The sequence below is a fragment of the Kitasatospora fiedleri genome, assembly GCF_948472415.1.
GTDB lineage: Bacteria > Actinomycetota > Actinomycetes > Streptomycetales > Streptomycetaceae > Kitasatospora > Kitasatospora fiedleri.
Genome location: NZ_OX419519.1, coordinates 7,530,189 through 7,546,257, shown reverse-complemented (window position 1 = coordinate 7,546,257; position 16,069 = coordinate 7,530,189). Strand labels below are relative to the sequence as shown.

Annotated in this window: 15 protein-coding genes; 3 read left to right on the top strand and 12 right to left on the bottom strand. The window is 73.7% G+C overall.

Going from position 1 to position 16,069, the window contains the following annotated elements:
* Positions 1 to 33 precede the first annotated feature (33 nt).
* The 7 genes from QMQ26_RS34440 to QMQ26_RS34410 all read right to left on the bottom strand — a co-directional run bounded on the left by QMQ26_RS34440 (position 34) and on the right by QMQ26_RS34410 (position 6,886).
* Positions 34 to 1,083, bottom strand: a complete 1,050-nt coding sequence (locus QMQ26_RS34440) for an isopenicillin N synthase family dioxygenase (protein ID WP_282204049.1) — start codon at positions 1,081 to 1,083, stop codon at positions 34 to 36.
* Positions 1,084 to 1,176: 93 nt separating this feature from the next.
* On the bottom strand, positions 1,177 to 2,172 hold the full coding sequence (locus QMQ26_RS34435) for an aspartyl/asparaginyl beta-hydroxylase domain-containing protein (RefSeq protein ID WP_282204048.1): 996 nt from the start codon (positions 2,170 to 2,172) through the stop codon (positions 1,177 to 1,179).
* Between the two features lie 86 nt (positions 2,173 to 2,258).
* Entirely contained in the window at positions 2,259 to 2,819 is a 561-nt protein-coding gene (locus tag QMQ26_RS34430; protein WP_100838920.1) for an LOG family protein, read from the bottom strand.
* Positions 2,819 to 3,568 (bottom strand): FAD-dependent thymidylate synthase, encoded by a 750-nt coding sequence (gene thyX, locus QMQ26_RS34425; RefSeq protein ID WP_100838921.1) that lies wholly within the window; start codon positions 3,566 to 3,568, stop codon positions 2,819 to 2,821. The genes QMQ26_RS34430 and thyX overlap by 1 nt, the downstream gene beginning before the upstream one ends.
* A 159-nt stretch (positions 3,569 to 3,727) precedes the next feature.
* Entirely contained in the window at positions 3,728 to 5,005 is a 1,278-nt protein-coding gene (locus QMQ26_RS34420; protein ID WP_100838922.1) for an ATP-grasp domain-containing protein, read from the bottom strand.
* A gap of 1 nt (position 5,006) precedes the next feature.
* Positions 5,007 to 6,239, bottom strand: coding sequence for an ATP-grasp domain-containing protein (locus tag QMQ26_RS34415; protein ID WP_282204047.1), 1,233 nt, complete (start codon positions 6,237 to 6,239; stop codon positions 5,007 to 5,009).
* A 470-nt stretch (positions 6,240 to 6,709) separates the two neighbouring features.
* Positions 6,710 to 6,886, bottom strand: a complete 177-nt coding sequence (locus QMQ26_RS34410; protein ID WP_158585306.1) for a hypothetical protein — start codon at positions 6,884 to 6,886, stop codon at positions 6,710 to 6,712.
* A gap of 137 nt (positions 6,887 to 7,023) precedes the next feature.
* Here QMQ26_RS34410 and QMQ26_RS34405 point away from each other — a divergent pair, with 137 nt between their 5' ends.
* The gene (locus QMQ26_RS34405; RefSeq protein WP_282204046.1) at positions 7,024 to 8,100 is read left to right on the top strand and encodes a LuxR C-terminal-related transcriptional regulator; all 1,077 of its coding nucleotides are present in this window, start codon (positions 7,024 to 7,026) and stop codon (positions 8,098 to 8,100) included.
* Between the two features lie 36 nt (positions 8,101 to 8,136).
* Here the strand turns inward: QMQ26_RS34405 and QMQ26_RS34400 are convergent, their stop codons facing one another.
* Complete coding sequence (locus QMQ26_RS34400) at positions 8,137 to 8,733, bottom strand: helix-turn-helix domain-containing protein (protein WP_282204045.1); 597 nt, start codon at positions 8,731 to 8,733, stop codon at positions 8,137 to 8,139.
* Between the two features lie 170 nt (positions 8,734 to 8,903).
* Between QMQ26_RS34400 and QMQ26_RS34395 the strand changes: the two genes are divergently transcribed.
* A complete protein-coding gene (locus QMQ26_RS34395) occupies positions 8,904 to 9,917 on the top strand; it encodes an alpha/beta fold hydrolase (RefSeq protein ID WP_100838926.1) in 1,014 nt (337 codons plus the stop codon).
* A 7-nt stretch (positions 9,918 to 9,924) separates the two neighbouring features.
* Here QMQ26_RS34395 and QMQ26_RS34390 read toward each other — a convergent pair whose 3' ends face one another.
* Positions 9,925 to 11,427, bottom strand: coding sequence for an MFS transporter (locus tag QMQ26_RS34390; RefSeq protein ID WP_282204044.1), 1,503 nt, complete (start codon positions 11,425 to 11,427; stop codon positions 9,925 to 9,927).
* Positions 11,428 to 11,549: 122 nt separating this feature from the next.
* On the opposite strand from QMQ26_RS34390, the gene QMQ26_RS34385 reads away from it, so the two are divergent.
* A complete protein-coding gene (locus tag QMQ26_RS34385) occupies positions 11,550 to 12,548 on the top strand; it encodes an Lrp/AsnC family transcriptional regulator (RefSeq protein ID WP_282204043.1) in 999 nt (332 codons plus the stop codon).
* Between the two features lie 42 nt (positions 12,549 to 12,590).
* Here QMQ26_RS34385 and QMQ26_RS34380 read toward each other — a convergent pair whose 3' ends face one another.
* The 3 genes from QMQ26_RS34380 to QMQ26_RS34370 are packed head-to-tail and all read right to left on the bottom strand — an operon-like array spanning position 12,591 to position 16,035.
* Positions 12,591 to 13,319 carry a succinate dehydrogenase/fumarate reductase iron-sulfur subunit gene (locus QMQ26_RS34380; RefSeq protein ID WP_282204042.1) on the bottom strand — a complete coding sequence of 243 codons (729 nt, stop codon included), beginning with the start codon at positions 13,317 to 13,319 and terminating at the stop codon, positions 12,591 to 12,593.
* Positions 13,316 to 15,259 carry a fumarate reductase/succinate dehydrogenase flavoprotein subunit gene (locus QMQ26_RS34375; protein WP_100840514.1) on the bottom strand — a complete coding sequence of 648 codons (1,944 nt, stop codon included), beginning with the start codon at positions 15,257 to 15,259 and terminating at the stop codon, positions 13,316 to 13,318. The genes QMQ26_RS34380 and QMQ26_RS34375 overlap by 4 nt, the downstream gene beginning before the upstream one ends.
* Before the next feature lie 41 nt (positions 15,260 to 15,300).
* Positions 15,301 to 16,035 (bottom strand): succinate dehydrogenase cytochrome b subunit, encoded by a 735-nt coding sequence (locus tag QMQ26_RS34370; protein ID WP_282204041.1) that lies wholly within the window; start codon positions 16,033 to 16,035, stop codon positions 15,301 to 15,303.
* Between the last annotated feature and the right edge of the window lie 34 nt (positions 16,036 to 16,069).

The following is a 16,069-nucleotide window of genomic DNA, read 5'->3' as shown; positions in this document are numbered from 1 at the left end:
CCCGGTGGCGGCCGCCGCTTGGGTGTGGGGGCGTCAGTTTCCGTACGCCCGGGCGAACTTGCCGGTGATGTAGGGGCCGGAGCGGACCGGGGCGTGCCGCGGCGGGTTGTCCCGGTCGGTGCAGGTGGCGATGCACTCGATCAGTGCGTCGTAGTTCGGCTGGTGGAAGAACGGCACCGAGTAGCGCTCGTTGTGGGCCTCCTCGCGGGGCGGGTTGACCACCCGGTGCACGGTGCTGACCCAGGCGTCGTTGGTCCAGATCGCCATCAGGTCGCCGATGTTGACGACGAAGGAGCCCTCGACCACGGGGACGTCCAGCCAGCGGTCGCCGGTGCGGTCGAGCACCTGGAGGCCGCCGGTGCCGTTGTCCTGGTAGAGGATGGTGAGGCTGCCCCAGTCACTGTGCTCGCCCTTGCGCAGCTGTCCGGGCGCGGGCGGGACGGGCTGCGCCGGGTAGTAGTTGGCGGTCAGGTTGGTCATGTGCTGGTCGATCTTGTCCTCGAACCAGTCCTCGGGCAGGCCGAGTCCGAGGGCGAACAGCCGCATCAGCTCGCCGGCCAGCCGTTCCATCTCGGCGTAGTAGCCGCGGTACGCGTCGGCGAAGCCCGGCAGGTCGGGCCACGGGTTGGGGGTGCGCAGCGCCGGGGCGGCGTCGGCGGGCAGGGCGCGGGCGCCCTCGGGTTCGCCGAGCCGGTTGACGGTGAAGGTCTCCGAGACGTCGGGGCGGGCCCGTTCGGTGGCCACCGAGGCGTCCGGGTTGGACGCGGCGAGGCTGCCGCTGCGGCCGAAGCCGCGCATCAGCGGGTCGGCGGGGTCGGCCAGGTGGGCGGCCTTGACCTCCGGCGGGAGCGCGAAGAACTCGCGGGTGGCGCGGTACATCTCGGTGATGGCCCGCTCGGGGACGCCGTGGCCGACGATGACCAGGAAGCCGCTGGTGCGGCAGGTCCGGTCGACGGCCGCGGCGACCTCGGCGCGGCGGCGGGGGTCGGTGCGGGCGCCGCTCAGGTCGATGACCGGCACGTAGCCGTCCACCAGGGTCACCGGGGTGCCCGTCGGGGCGGCGGTCGCTGCCAGGGTCGGCACGGTTCTCACCTCTCTGCTGTCTGCTGTCTGTTGTCTGCTGCTGTCGGTGGGGCGGCCGGGGCCGCGGTCGGCCGGGCCGGGGCCCGGGGTCGGTCAGGTGTCGTGCCGGGCGGGCACCGCCGTTTCGCGGACGGTGCCGCCGCAGCGGGTGCGCAGGACGACGGCCGGGACCTCGCCGGGGCGGGGCAGCCGTAGGGTGCGCTCCTCCGTCCAGCCGGCGAAGCGGAACTCGCCGCCGCCGAGGTGGACCAGGCCGAGCTCGGGTTCGCCGGGCGCGGTCAGGAACAGCCGGTCCGCGCGGAGCAGCACGGTGCCGGGCAGTCGGCGCTGGTGGCGCAGGAAGGCGCCGTCCGCCTCGTCCCGGTCGGTGAAGGACTCGGGGACGTCGAAGCGCAGGCCGTGGGCGGCCCGGGCGGCGGTGTCGAGCGGGGCCGGGGGCCGGGCCAGGATGCTCTCGGCCAGCACCTCGGGGGTGCGGAAGACGGGCGGGAAGAGGTCCAGCAGGGCGCGGTTGGGCAGCAGGTCGGCGACCAGGTGGACCGGGGTGCCGTCGGTGCCGGGGTGCAGCAGCCGGTGGCTGCGGCTGACGTCGCCGTACCAGAGGGTGCCCGGCGTCCACTGCTGCGGTTCGCCCTCGATGACCAGTCCGGCGCCGGGGTGGGCGGTGAGCGGCAGGTAGAGCCGGACGGTGCCCCAGGCCAGGCCGTTCTTGGTGTCGCGGTGCGGGGCGCCGCTGGCCCCGGGGGTGAGCGCCATCAGCCGGACGGCCCGTTTGGCGGCGGGCAGGGCGTCCAGCACCTCGGCGAGGTACGGGGCGCCGGCCAGCCACGGGGTGTCGGCGAAGTCGTCCCGGTCGGGGCCGCCGGCGTCGGTGCGCTCGGGGTCGCCGCCGATGCTGCGCAGCGGCAGGGTGCGCCACTGCTCGGGGACGGCGGTGAGGGCCTGGGCCGGGTAGCGCCGGCGGCGGTGCCAGTGGACCTGGCGGAGCGCGGCCAGCTCCGCGCCCAGCCGGACGACGTCGAAGTCGCCGTCCAGCCGGGCGGAGCGGGGCAGTCGGGAGAAGGCGGGGGTGGCCATGCGCTGCTGCACGGACTGCCTTTCTCGGTCGGTGGGTGGTGACGGCGGGCGGTGCTGCGGTGCCGGTGGGGGGTGCCCGGGGTGGTGCCCGGGGTCGGTCAGGCCCAGCGCGGCGGCGGGGGCCGCCAGCTGTCGCAGAGCGCGAGCAGGTCGCCGGCCTTGCGGACCGGGACCAGCGAGGCGCTCTCCTCGGGCCGCATGAACCCGGCCCGGGCGATGCCCTCGACCGTGTCGAGCAGGCCGTCCCAGTAGCCGTCGGTGTTCAGGACGGTAACCGGTTTGCCGTGGTGCCCGAGGATCAGCCAGGCCCAGACCTCGAAGAGCTCCTCGACGGTGCCCAGGCCGCCCGGCAGGGCGACGAAGCAGTCGCCGAGCCGGGCCATCAGGTCCTTGCGCTCGTGCATGGTGTCGACCACGTGCAGTTCGGTGAGGCCGAGGTGGGCGACCTCGGCGTCGTGCAGCGAGCGCGGGATGACGCCGGTGACCCGGCCGCCCGCCGCCATCGCGCTGTCGGCGACCACGCCCATCAGTCCGACGCTGCCGCCGCCGTAGACGATCTCGTGCCCGGCCTCGGCGAGTTCGCGGGCGAAGGCGGCGGCCTCCCGGGCGTACACCTCGTCCCGGCCCGCCGAGGAGCCGGCGTAGACGGTGACCCGCATCAGGGGCTGACCCGGCCGTAGGTCTCGAAGGCCGCGTGGGTGACCGGCATCAGGGCCTTCCAGGCGTCCTCCATCTGCTCGGCGACCAGCTCGATCTCGCGCTGCGGGTGCGAGGGGTAGGTGGCGTCGGCGCGGTTGGTGCGCAGGCTCAGGAAGTGCATCAGGCCGCGGGAGTTGCAGGTGGCGTACACCGAGGAGTAGGTGGCCACCGGCAGCACCATGCGGGCGATCTCGCGGGCGATGCCGGACTCCAGCATCGCGGTGTACTCCTCGTACGCCTTGGCGTAGACGGCGTGCGCGGAGGTGAGGATCTGCTCGTGGTCCTGGTCGGTGCCCGGGACGTACTGGTAGTGGCCGGGCTTGCCCTTCTGGCGCAGCAGGCGCTCGCCGTCCGGGACGTAGAAGACCGGGCGCAGCTCCCGGTAGCGGGCGCTCTCCTCGTTGAACGACCAGGTGCGGTGGCGCATCAGGTGGCGGACGGTGAAGATCGGCGCGGTGATCAGGAAGGTCATGTAGTTGTGCTCGAAGGGGCTGCCGTGGCGGCTCTTCATCAGGTAGTTGAGGAGTCCGGCGCTGTAGCCCTCGCCCTTGTCCTCGATCTGGGCGTCCTCGCCGATGGTGGAGACCCGGGCGGCCCGGACGACGCCGGCGTCGCTGGCCCGGTGGTCGACCAGTTCGACGGAGATGTCGCTGCGCAGTTCGACGCCGGGGGCGGTGTCCAGGACGGAGCCCTGCTCGCTGACCAGCATGGTGGCGGTTCCTCTCGGTTCGGTCGTGTGGTGCGCGTGGTGCGTGTGGTGCGCGTGGTGTGCGTGGTGCGCGTGGTGCGCGTGGTGCGCGTGGTGCGCGGTGGGACGGAGCGGTACGGGCGGTACGGGCGGTACGGGTGGTGCGCGGTGGTGCGCCGGTCAGGCCGTGGCGGCGGCCAGCGGGGCGGGGGCGGCCAGGAGCTGCTCCGCCAGGTCGAGCACGCCGGGGGTGAGCAGTCCGTGCTCGGCCGTCAACTCGCGCAGTGTCGCGGCGAGTTCGTCCCGGCGGTCGAACTCGCAGGTGAGCACGGTGTTGGCGTACGCCTGGCCGTCGATGTGGAACTCGCTGGCCCGGACCAGGTCGAGGCGTTCGCGCAGCAGCGCGGTGAGCGCGGGGGTGGCCCGGCGGATCGGCAGTTGCAGCGCGAGCCGGCGGCGGCGGCCGAAGCCGGGGGCCTGCTGCTCCCAGGTGCCGAGCAGCAGCGAGAGCAGCGCGGCGTAGGTGTTGTCGCCGGAGGCCGCGATGGAGAGCGTGGTGGAGCCGGAGACCCGGGGGTTGATCTCGATGACCTGGTAGCCGCCGTCGACGTGGATCATCTCGACCTCGATGGCGCCCTCGATCCCGAGGTCCTCGCACAGCCGCAGCAGCCGCTCGGCGACCGGCCGGAAGTCCCGGTCGGGGCCGGGGCGCGGCGCGGTGTAGCGGACGGTGTCGAAGACGAAGGACGGGGCGCCGCCGGTCGGCCCCTTCCAGATCAGCGGCTGGAGGGCGTAGTGCCCGGGCCGGCCGACCACCTCGACCGAGCAGAGTTCGCCGGTGACGCAGTGCTCCAGGACGGTGCTGCCGTCGTACGGGTCGGCGAGGTAGGCGCGCAGGGCCGCCCGGTCGGGCAGGAAGCGGATGCCGGTGGCGAGGCAGTCCCACAGCGGCTTGGAGAGCAGCGGGTAGCCGATCCGCTCGGCCTGTGCCAGCAGCAGGTCCTGGTAGGCCGGGGCCTGGACGCTGCGGCCGCGCAGCAGGTCGCCGTCGACCAGCAGCCCGTCGGGGGTGTCGAGGCCGTGGGCGGCGAGCAGCCGCTTGGTCTCCCACTTGTTGGCCAGCACGCAGGTGGCGTCCGGGCTGTGCATGACCATCGGGATGCCGCGGGCGGCGAGCTTCTCGCGCACCACGGCGTCGCGCAGCGCGTTCTCGTCGGGTATGGAGAGCGAGACGACGCCGTCGGCGCCCCAGGCGGCGATCCGGTCGGCGATCTGCTCGCAGCTCAGGCCGGGCGGGAGCTTCTCGGACTCGCCGGGGAAGTCGTCCGGTCCGCACTCGCCGTCGGTGTGGAACAGCTTGAGGGTGAGGCCGGCCTCGGCGGCCGGGCCGGCCAGCTCCCGGACGTAGGGGTCGGTCTGCTGGATCTCGATGGAGCGCAGCAGCGCGATGCGGGCCATCTCAGGCCAGCTCGATGCGGACGGCGGCCAGGGCGTCGGCGGCGAGCCGGTTGACCTCCTCGGCCGTTCCGGCGGTCAGGATGAAGTGGCCGACCCGGGAGATGTTGTCCTGCGGGCGGGCGAGTTCCTTGCCTGGTTCGGCGTACAGCGCGGTGGCCACCGTGTGCGGGCCCTCGGGGAGGTGCTCGACGGAGCGCAGCACGCCGGCCGACGGCGGGGTGAGGAAGCGGATCGCGGCGGCCCGGTGGTGGGTGGGCAGCACGTCGGGGTGCTCGCCGAGCGCGGCCTGCAGGTAGGCGCGGGCCTCGCTGACGCCGGTCGCCTCCCGGACCAGCTTGACGATGTGGTCGCCCGGCGGGCGGGCACCGACCTCGATGATCCGGGCGGTGTTGTCCTCCAGCAGCTTGAGCTCGGTGTGCGCGACGCCGTACCGGAAGCCCAGCGCGGCCAGGCCCTGTTCGACGGTGGCGAGCACCGCCTCGGTGGCCGCCGCGTCCAGCGCGGCGGGGACGGTGTGGCCGACCTCGGCGCGGGTGGCGTCGTCGGTGGTGAACTTCTCGGTGATCGCCAGGTGGTGGTACTTCTCCTCGAAGACCACCGTCTCGATGCTGAACTCCTTCCCGCCGATGTACTCCTGGATCAGCACGGTGGTCTCCAGCGGCGTGCCGTGCGGGAACTCCCGCGGCCAGCCCTGGGCGAACTCGACCGCCGCGGCCAGCTCCTGCTCGCCGCGCACCACCGAGACGCCGACCGAGCCGGCGTTCTCGCACGGCTTGACCACCACGGGGTAGTCGAGGCCGGTCCGGGCCAGCGCCTCGGCGGCCTCGGCGGGGCCGGACACCACGGCCGTGCGCGGCGCGGGGACACCGGCGGCGTCGAAGACCTGCGCCATCACCCGCTTGTTGCGGGCGGCGGCGGCCCTCTCCGGGTCGTGGCCGGGCAGGCCGAGTTCGGCGGCCACCCGGGTGACCAGCGGGGAGAAGAACTCCCAGCCGGTGACGACGCCGTCGACGCCCCGCTCGCGGGCGAAGGAGAGCAGGTCGCGGACGGCCGTCTCGGTGTCGCCGAGGTCGGTGAAGACCGTGCCGTCGATCCTCTCCTTCAGTTCGGGGCGGTAGTCGCGGTACAGCTCCTCGTGGGTGGCGACGTGCACCTCGACGCCCAACTCCCGCGCCGCGTCGAGCAGGTCACCACCGACCATGCCGTTCGCCTCGATCAGCAGCAGTTTCTTCATGGATGTCCTCCTGGACGGGCAGGCCGGAGCGGCGATGGGGGCAAATGCTTTGAATACATGCATAATTGACGGTGCATCAGGTCTTCCCGCACGTGAACGCGCGTAGATCGGCGCGCGGAAGTGTCGAACAACGGCCCATCGGGCCGTTCCATTGGTTACGATCAGCCCTGGTCATGAGCGCGACGATTCATGCCGCACCGGGGGCGGCAGCTACAGGGGGAGCTGGGATGTGCGGTGTGCCAGGAAGGTCGGGGTCGTACTCGACGCTCCGGCAACCGGTCTGCCCCAGAGTCCCGGTCGTGCGCGTTCCGGCCGCGAGAGTCCCGGTCGTGAGCGTTCCGACTGCGAGAGTCCCGGTCGTGAGCGTGCCGACCGTGCGCGTTCCGGCCCGATGTCGGCGTTCCTGCCCCGGGAGATCGGTCGACGGCGGCTGATCCGTCGGCGGTGGGGCGCGTCCGCCGGTCCGGAGGTCAGTGACCGCCGGTGGGGGTGACGTCCCATTCCAGGTCCGCGACCACCCGGGTGCCGTGCCCGGTGCCGGGGTGCCCGGCGCCGGCTCCGACCGCCGCCACACCGATCACGGCGGCGGCCGGCAGGAGGAGCAGGGCGATCCAGCGCCGCAGGTGGCTGGAGGCATGGCTGATCATCGGTCACATCCTTCTGACAGGTGGGTGGTTGCGGAGAACCCGTGTCCGTCCGCACACACAATTCTTGGCCGACCGGCCGAGTCGAGCAAGCGATCAGCTGGCTCATGTTGATGAACAGCATGAACATGAGGGTGGTCATGAACACCGAACACCGGACCGGTGATCCCGGTCAGGAGGACGTCCCCCGGCTCAGCCCCGCCGCCGAGCGGCTCTACGTGCGCTCGCTGAGCAGCGGCGGCCTGCCCAACCCGGCGGTCGGCGGCGGCCCCGTCGGCCTCTCCGCCGCCTGCCTCTCCCCCGACGAACTGGCCGCCAGCGAACAGCTGTTGAGGCTCGGGCTGCTCGCCGCCGACGCCGCCGAGCCCGCCCGCCTCGTCCCGGTGGACCCGCAGCTGGCCGCGGCCTCGGTGCGCCGCCGGGTGCGGCTGCAGTCCGCCCGGATCGAGGAGTACGGCTCGCGCCTGGTCGGGGAGTTGACCCGGCTCTCGCACCTCTACGACCAGGCGTCCGAGGAGGGCCCGCAGGCGGCGCCCGTGCAGGACCTGGTCGGCCTGGACATGATCACCTCGGCGATCGACGAGGCGATGCGCGACTGCACCGAGGAGGCGCTCACCGCGCAGCCCGGCAACGGCCGCCGGGCGGACGCGCTGGCCCGGGCGCTCGGCAAGGCCGAGGAGCTGCTGGCCCGCGGCGCCCACCTGCGCACGCTCTACCAGCACCCGGCCCGGTTCAGCGAGCCGATCCGGGACTACGTGACCAAGGTGTCCTCGCTGGGTGCCGAGGTCCGCACCCTCGACGAGCTGCCCAAACGGCTGATGATCTTCGACCGCAGGACGGCCTTCGTCTCGGCCGCCCAGGACAGCCGCCGCGCGGTGCTGGTCCGCCACCCCGCCCTGGTCGCCTACCTGGCCGACACCTTCGAGCGCGACTGGCGGCGGGCCAGCCCGTACGACGTCCGCTACCGGGACGGCTCGGCCGGGCGGGGGCTGAACGAAGTCCAGCAGACCATCCTGCGGATGCTGGTGGACGGCGAACCGGACGACGCGATAGCCCGCCGGATGAGCCTCAACGTCCGCACCTGCCGGGCCCACATCGCCAAGATCCTCAAGGCGTACGACGCCCAGAGCCGGGTCCAGATGGCCTACCAGCTGGGCCGTTCCGAGGCGCTGTCCGGCGACGGCCTGCGGAACGGGGTGCCCAGCGGGGCGGCCTGAACACCCTTCGGCGGCAAGGGATTCGGCCGCTCGGCGTCAGTCGCGGACGCGCAGGCGTTCGCCCTGCGGGCCGAACATCACCAGGTACTCGACGGGGCGGTCCGGGGCGGCGTTGGCGACCCCGTGCGGGGTGCGGGTGTCGAACTCGGCGACCTCCCCGGCGGCCAGCACCAGCTCGCGGTCGCCGAGGGCCAGCCGGAGCCGCCCGGAGAGCACGCAGAGCCACTCGTGGCCGGGGTGGGAGACCTGGCGCGGCCGGGGCGGGGGCGCGTCGGCGGTGGTGGCGGTGGCGGCGGCGGCCGTGGCGGGCAGGACGTGCTTGTGCGCGTGCAGGCCGCCGACGTAGCGGGTCAACGGGAGCACCGCCTTGTCGTCCGCGCCCCGCAGCGGTGCCGGTCGCGCGGGCGCGGTGCCGGCCAGTTCGTCGAGCGGGACGCGGTACTCCCGGGCCAGCAGGAGCAGCACCTCCAGGGTGGGGTGGCGGTGGCCGTTCTCCATCCGGGACAGCGTGCTGGGGGTGAGGCCGGTGGCCCGGCACACCTCGCCGAGACCGCGGCCGTCGCGAGCCCGGGCGGCCTTCAGCCGTGGGCCCATGGTGGCCAGCAGGTGCGCCACCTCCTCGTTGCCGGTCATCCCGGGGCCTCCCCTCAGCTGCGGTGTTGCCGATCCGGCAAGGGTAGTCGCCCGGGCGGGGCGGGACGGCGCATGATCGACCTGTTCCCGGCGCCGGGGCGTTCCCGCCGCCGTCCAGCTCTTCGTCCAGCCCCTGCCCAGCCCCTGTCCAGCCCCTTGGAGGAGTCGTCATGTCCGTACCGCAGGAGTCCGTCGGGTCCGGCCCGGCCGCCGGGGCCCGGCACCGCACCGTCGCCGGGCCCGCGGGGCCGCTGCACCTGGTGGAGCAGGGGGACGGGCCGCTGGTGCTGCTGGTGCACGGGTTCCCGGAGTCCTGGTACTCGTGGCGGCACCAGCTGCCGGCGCTCGCCGCGGCGGGGTACCGGGCGGTGGCGGCGGACGTGCGCGGGTACGGGCGGTCGTGCCGGCCGGACGATCCGGCGGCGTACCGGATGCGGGAGCTGGTGGCGGACAACCTGGCGCTGGTCCGGGAGTCGGGCGCGGGGACGGCGGTGGTGGTCGGGCACGACTGGGGGTCGAACATCGCGGCCGCGTCCGCCCTGCTGCACCCGGAGGTGTTCCGCGCGGTGGGCCTGCTGAGCGTGCCGTACGCCCCGCCGGGCGGGCCGCGGCCGGGCGAGGTGTTCGCCGGGATGGGCGGGCCGGAGGAGTTCTACGTCTCGTACTTCCAGCGTCCGGGCCGGGCGGAGGCGGAGATCGAGCCGGACGTCCGGGGCTGGCTGGCGGGGTTCTTCGCCGCGCTGTCCGCCGACACCATGCCCGGCCCGGACGCGCCGGACCCGCACTTCGTCTCCCGGGCCGCCGGCGGGACGCTGCGCGAGCGCTTCCCGCGCGGGGTGCGGCCGTCCTGGCTGTCGGAGGCCGATCTCGACTTCTACGCGGGCGAGTTCGAGCGCACCGGCCTGACCGGCGCGCTGAACCGCTACCGGAACATGGACCGGGACTGGGCGGAGCTGGCGCCCTTCGCCGGGCGTCCGCTGGAGCAGCCCGCGCTGTTCGTCGGCGGGGCGCGGGACGCCTCGACCACCTGGATGGCGGAGGCGATCGACGCCTTCCCGGCCACGCTGCCCGGGCTGGTCTCCGCCCACCTGCTGGAGGGCTGCGGCCACTGGGTGCAGCAGGAGCGCGCCGAGGAGGTCAACGGGCTGCTGACCTCCTGGCTCGACTCCCTGCCGTCGAATTGACGGACCGTCAGGACGGTTGCCCGGACGGCTCCCTGGTGACGGAAGGCTGCGGAACGGGCGCGGACGCGGCGGGGGCCGGGCGGCGCACCAGCAGGACGACCAGCGCGGCGGCGAGCAGTCCGGCCGCTCCGGCGGTGAGGTAGACGTGGTCGAGGGCGGCGGCGTAGGCGTGGCGCGGGTCGGTGCCGGGGTGTTCGCGCAGGGTGTTCTGGAAGACCGTGCCGAGGACGGCGATGCCCAGGGCGAGGCCGAGTTGGCGGGCGGTGTTGAACGCGCCGGAGGCCATGCCGGCGCGTTCGCGCGGGACGGCGGCCAGGGCGGCGGCCATCATCGGCGGGGTGGCCAGGCCGACGCCGACGCCGGTGGCCAGCAGGCCGGGCAGCAGGGCCGTCCAGCCCGCGGCGGGCGAGACCAGGATGAGCAGCAGGGTGCCGCCGCCGATCAGGGCCAGGCCGAGGGCGATCGGCAGCCGCGGGGGTGCGCCGCGCAGCAGGCGGCTGCCGGCGGGGGCGGTGAGGAAGGCGGCGGCGGCGAGCGGGCAGACCGCCAGTCCGGCGTTCAACGGGCTGAGGTGCAGGACCTGTTGCAGCCAGAGGCCGGTGTAGGTGAGCTGGGCGAAGGCGGCGGCGGTGAGCAGCAGCCCGGCGGCGGCGAGGCCGACGAAGGCGGGGTTGCGCAGCAGCCGCAGGTCCAGCAGGGGTCGGGCGGTGCGCAGTTCGACGGTGGTGAAGGCGGCGAGGGCGAGGGCGGCGGCGATCAGGGTGGCGGCCACCAGGGGGTCGCTCCAGCCGCGTTCGCCGCTCTCGATCAGGCCGTAGGTGAGGGCGGCGGCGAACAGCGTGAACGTGGCGGCGCCGGGCAGGTCGAAGTGTCCGGCGGCGGCGCGGGGGCGGTCGACGGCCGGGCCCGGTCGGCCCGCCGCCGCGCCGGACCGGTCCGCCGCCTCCGCGGGGCGGGGGCGGTCGGCGGTGAGGTGGCGGACGGTGAGCCAGGCGGCGACGGCGGCGATCGGCAGGTTGACCAGGAAGATCGAGCGCCAGCCGAACTGCTCGGTGAGCAGCCCGCCGAGCACCGGCCCGGCGGCGGCCGCGGCGCCGTTGACCGCGCCCCAGACGCCGAACGCGGTGCCCCGGTCGCGGCCCTGGTAGGCGGCGTTGAGCAGGGCGGTGGTGGAGGTCATCATGGCGGCGCCGCCGAGGCCCTGGGCGGCGCGGGCGGTGATCAGGGTGGCGGCGTCGGGGGCGAGCGCGCAGGCCAGTGAGGCGAGGCCGAAGACGGCGAGGCCGGCCAGGTAGAGGCGGCGGTGGCCGAGGCGGTCGCCGAGCGAGCCGAAGGCCATCAGCAGGGCGGCGAGGGTGAGGGCGTAGACGTCCACCACCCACTGCAGGGCGGTGAAGGTGGAGTGCAGGTCCTCGGACATCTCGGGCAGCGCGGTGTTCACGATGCTGGCGTCGACCAGCAGCATGAACGCGCCGACGCAGATCGCCGTCAGGGGTATCCACTTGCGCACGGGCGGGGTCGTCCTTCCGGGACGGGGTTGTCGTTTCCTTCCGTACTCTCGCTCCGGACCGCCGCTTTCCCCTACTCGGTGCGCGGTTCGCGGCGGTTCTCGACACGTCCTACGATGGTGCGATGGAATCCGACAGCTACGACGCGCTCGACCGGCAGCTGGTGCACGCGCTGCAGTTGGCGCCGCGGGCGGCGTTCAGCCGGCTGGCGGCGGTGCTGGGGGTGTCGGACCAGACGGTGGCGCGCCGGTACGGGCGGCTGCGCGGGGCGGGGGTGATCCGGGTGCTGGGGCTGCCCGACCCGGAGCGGCTGGGCGAGGTGCGCTGGCAGTTGCGGGTGCGCTGCTCGCCGGACTCGGCGGGGGCGGTGGCCGCGGCGCTGGCCCGCCGGGAGGACACCGTGTGGGTGTCGCTGAACTCGGGCGGCACCGAGATCGCCTGCTCGACCCGTACCCCGCCGGACCGCTCGGACCACTCGCTGCTGCTCCAGCACCTGCCGCGCACCCCGAGCGTGCTGGGGGTGAGCGCGCACTGCGTGCTGCACACCTTCTTCGGCGGCGCGCAGAGCCTTGCGGTCAAGTCCGGGGCGCTGACCGCCGGGCAGGTCGCGGAGCTGACGGCGGCCGGTCCGCGGGTCGCCGAACCGGACGGCCCGGTACCGGAGTTGGACGCGGCGGACCGCCGGCTGCTGGCGGCGCTGGCGGTGGACGGGCGGGCCCCGCTGGCCGAACTGGCCGCCGCCTGCGGGAAGTCGGAGAGCACGGCGCGCCGCCGGCTGGAGGAGCTGGCCGGCTCGGGGGTGCTCTACTACGACCTGGACGTGGACTGGCGGATCTTCGGGCTGCGCACCCACACCTGGCTGTGGCTGAACGTGGTGCCGTCCGAACTCGCCGCCGCCGGTGCGGCGTTGGCCGCCCATCCGGAGGTGGCGTACGCCTGCGCGACCACCGGCCCGAGCAACCTGCACGCGGTGGTGATCACCCGCAGCGTGCGGGAGCTGTACGCCTACCTGACCAGCCGGGTGGCGGCGCTGCCGGGGGTGCAGCACCTGGAGACCGCGCCGACCATCCGGATCGTCAAGGGCCCGGGCCCGCTGCCGCTGGCCTCCCCGCGCGACATCTGACGTTGCGTCAGAATGCCGCTCGGGAGGCAGGGTCCGGCTTCCTCAGCTGCGCAGGAACTCGCGGTTCAGGCGGGCGATGCCGGACAGCGGGATGCCCTTGGGGCAGGCGGTGGCGCACTCGCCGGTGTTGGTACAGCCGCCGAAGCCCTCGTCGTCCATGGTCTCCACCATGCTCCGCACCCGGGAGGCGCGTTCGGGGGCGCCCTGCGGGAGGACGTTGAGGTGGACCACCTTGGCGGCGGTGAACAGCATCGCGGAGCCGTTGGGGCAGGCGGCGACGCAGGCCCCGCAGCCGATGCACTCGGCGTGCTCGAAGGCCAGGTCGGCGGCCTCCTTGGGGACAGCCGTGGCGTGCGCCTCGGGGGCGGAGCCGGTGGGGGCGGTGATGTAGCCGCCGGAGCCGATGATCCGGTCGAGCGCGGAGCGGTCCACCACCAGGTCGCGGACCACGGGGAACGCGCCGGCCCGCCAGGGTTCGACGTCGATGGTGTCGCCGTCGTCGAAGTGCCGCATGTGCAGCTGGCAGGTGGTGGTGCGTTCGGGGCCGTGGGCCTGGCCGTTGATGACCATGCCGCAGGCGCCGCAGATGCCTTCGCGGCAGTCGTGGTCGAAGGCGACCGGGCGTTCGCCGCGCAGGATCAGTTCCTCGTTGAGGGTGTCGAGCATCTCCAGGAAGGACATGTCCGCGCTGATGCCGGAGACCCGGTACTCGGTCATCTCGCCCGGGGTGTCCGGGCCTTGCTGGCGCCAGATGCGCAGGGTGAGGTTCACGCGTAGCTCCGCTGGGTGGGGTGGACGTGCTCGAAGACGAGCTGTTCCTTGTGCAGGACGGGGGCGGTGCCGGTGCCGGTGAACTCCCAGGCGGCGGCGTAGCCGAACTCCTCGTCGCGGCGGGCGGCTTCGCCCTCGGGGGTGGCGGACTCGGTGCGGAAGTGGCCGCCGCAGGACTCGGCGCGGTGCAGCGCGTCCAGGCACATCAGTTCGGCGAGTTCGAAGTAGTCGACCAGCCGGTTGGCCTTCTCCAGCGCCTGGTTGAGCTCCTCACCGGTGCCGGGCACCTTGATCCGGCGCCAGAACTCGTCCCGGATCTCCGGGATGCGGGCCAGCGCGCGGCGCAGCCCGGCCTCGTCGCGGGCCATGCCGCACTCCTCCCAGAGGAGTTCGCCCAGTTCGCGGTGGAACGAGTCGGGGGTGCGGTCGCCGTCGACGGCCAGGATCAGGTTCAGCCGGTCCGCGGACTCGGCCTCCACGGCGGCGAGTTCGGGGTGGTCGGCGGGGACGGCGGCGAGCTTGGTGCGGCCCAGGTAGTCGTTGAGGGTGGGCGGCAGCACGAAGTAGCCGTCGGCCAGGCCCTGCATCAGGGCGCTGGCGCCGAGCCGGTTGGCGCCGTGGTCGGAGAAGTTGGCCTCGCCGATCGCGAACAGGCCGGGGACGGTGGTCTGCAGGTCGTAGTCGACCCAGAGGCCGCCCATCGTGTAGTGGATCGCCGGGTAGATCCGCATCGGGACGGTGTACGGGTCCTCGGCGGTGATCCGCTCGTACATCTCGAACAGGTTGCCGTACTTGGCCTCGACGGCGTCCCGGCCGAGCCGGGCGATGGCGTCGGCGAAGTCCAGGTAGACACCCTGCCCGCCGGGGCCGACGCCGCGGCCCTCGTCGCAGACCACCTTGGCGGCCCGGGAGGCGATGTCGCGCGGCACCAGGTTGCCGAACGCCGGGTAGATCCGCTCCAGGTAGTAGTCGCGCTCGTCCTCGGGGATCTGCCCGGGCGGGCGGGTGTCGCCCTCGGCCTTGGGCACCCAGATCCGGCCGTCGTTGCGCAGCGACTCGCTCATCAGGGTGAGCTTGGACTGGTGGTCGCCGGAGCGCGGGATGCAGGTCGGGTGGATCTGGGTGAAGCACGGGTTGGCGAACAGGGCGCCGCGCCGGTGGGCGCGCCAGATCGCCGTCGCGTTGGAGTTCTTGGCGTTGGTGGAGAGGTAGAAGACGTTGCCGTAGCCGCCGGTGGCGAGCACCACGGCGTCCGCGGTGTACGAGCGGATCTCGCCGGTGACCAGGTCGCGGGCGACGATGCCGCGGGCCCGGCCGTCGACCACCAGCAGGTCGAGCATCTCGGTGCGCGGGTGCATCTCCACGTTCCCGGCGGCGATCTGCCGGGACAGCGCCTGGTAGGCGCCGAGCAGCAGCTGCTGGCCGGTCTGGCCGCGGGCGTAGAAGGTGCGGGAGACCTGGACGCCGCCGAAGGAGCGGGTGTCGAGCAGGCCGCCGTACTCGCGGGCGAACGGGACGCCCTGGGCCACGCACTGGTCGATGATCTCCACCGAGACCTCGGCGAGGCGGTGCACGTTGGACTCGCGGGCCCGGAAGTCGCCGCCCTTGACGGTGTCGTAGAACAGCCGGCGCACCGAGTCGCCGTCGTTGCGGTAGTTCTTGGCCGCATTGATGCCGCCCTGCGCGGCGATCGAGTGGGCCCGCCGCGGGGAGTCCTGGAAGCAGAACTGGACGACGTGGTAGCCCTGTTCGGCCAGGGTGGCGCCGGCCGCGCCGCCGGCCAGGCCGGTGCCGACCACGATCACGGTGTGCTTGCGGCGGTTGGCCGGGTTGACCAGCTTGGCCTCGAACCGCCGCCGCTCCCAGCGCTGTTCGATCGGCCCGGCCGGGGCGGTGGTGTCGGCGACCGGGTCGCCGAGGGTGTAGTCGAGGTAGCTCATCGGGGCCGCTCCGTCCTTCGCAGTGTCGGGGTGCATCGGGGTCACCGGACCAGTCCGGCCATCACGGCCACCGGCACCGACAGGAACCCGGCGGTCAGCAGCAGCGCCAGCGCGTTCGCGCCGGCCTTCAGCGCCCGGTCCCGGCGCGGGTTGTTGACGCCCAGGGTCTGCGCGGCGCTCCAGAACCCGTGCCGCACGTGCAGGCCGAGCGCCAGCATCGCCAGGCAGTAGATGACGCCCGAGTACCAGGTCGAGAACGAGGCCACGACGTTCTGGTACGGGTGGCCCTCCTCGGCGGCCGGGTTCACCGTGAGGGTGGTCAGGTCGAGGATGTGCCAGACGATGAACAGCCCGAGGATCACCCCGCCCCAGCGCATCGTCCGGGTCGCGTACGTGGCCCGCTGCCGCCGGTGCGCGTACTTGACCGGGCGGGCCTTCAGGTCGCGGCGGGAGAGCTGGTAGGCGGCGGTGCCGTGCGCGACCACGGCCGCCACCAGGACGAGGCGGGCCAGCCAGAGGAACCAGCCGTAGTGCAGCAGCGGCTCGCCGAGGGTGCGCAGCCAGTGCGCGTACCCATTGATGTCGTCCGGGCCGAAGAAGATCTTGAGGTTGCCGAGCATGTGGGCGACCAGGTACGCCAGCATCACCAGGCCGCTGACCGCCATCACGGCCTTCTTGCCGACGGAGCTGCGCCAGAGCGCCGCCAGGGAGGACGGGTGCCGGCCGGGGGCGGGGGCCGTCCGGTTCGCCCGGTTCGTCCGGGTAGCAGAAGCCATGACCATGACCGTAAGCCGGGCGATCCCGGATGTC

What these genes read in the sequence shown, in the direction of transcription:
- QMQ26_RS34400 (WP_282204045.1), bottom strand. Translation starts at nt 8,733, where the DNA reads ATGACCGGCAACGAGGAGGTGGCGCACCTGCTGGCCACCATGGGCCCA.
- QMQ26_RS34375 (WP_100840514.1), bottom strand. Translation starts at nt 15,259, where the DNA reads ATGAGCTACCTCGACTACACCCTCGGCGACCCGGTCGCCGACACCACC.
- QMQ26_RS34385 (WP_282204043.1), top strand. Translation starts at nt 11,550, where the DNA reads ATGGAATCCGACAGCTACGACGCGCTCGACCGGCAGCTGGTGCACGCG.
- thyX (WP_100838921.1), bottom strand. Translation starts at nt 3,568, where the DNA reads ATGCTGGTCAGCGAGCAGGGCTCCGTCCTGGACACCGCCCCCGGCGTC.
- QMQ26_RS34405 (WP_282204046.1), top strand. Translation starts at nt 7,024, where the DNA reads ATGAACACCGAACACCGGACCGGTGATCCCGGTCAGGAGGACGTCCCC.
- QMQ26_RS34415 (WP_282204047.1), bottom strand. Translation starts at nt 6,239, where the DNA reads ATGAAGAAACTGCTGCTGATCGAGGCGAACGGCATGGTCGGTGGTGAC.
- QMQ26_RS34395 (WP_100838926.1), top strand. Translation starts at nt 8,904, where the DNA reads ATGTCCGTACCGCAGGAGTCCGTCGGGTCCGGCCCGGCCGCCGGGGCC.
- QMQ26_RS34420 (WP_100838922.1), bottom strand. Translation starts at nt 5,005, where the DNA reads ATGGCCCGCATCGCGCTGCTGCGCTCCATCGAGATCCAGCAGACCGAC.
- QMQ26_RS34370 (WP_282204041.1), bottom strand. Translation starts at nt 16,035, where the DNA reads ATGGCTTCTGCTACCCGGACGAACCGGGCGAACCGGACGGCCCCCGCC.
- QMQ26_RS34410 (WP_158585306.1), bottom strand. Translation starts at nt 6,886, where the DNA reads ATGATCAGCCATGCCTCCAGCCACCTGCGGCGCTGGATCGCCCTGCTC.
- QMQ26_RS34430 (WP_100838920.1), bottom strand. Translation starts at nt 2,819, where the DNA reads ATGCGGGTCACCGTCTACGCCGGCTCCTCGGCGGGCCGGGACGAGGTG.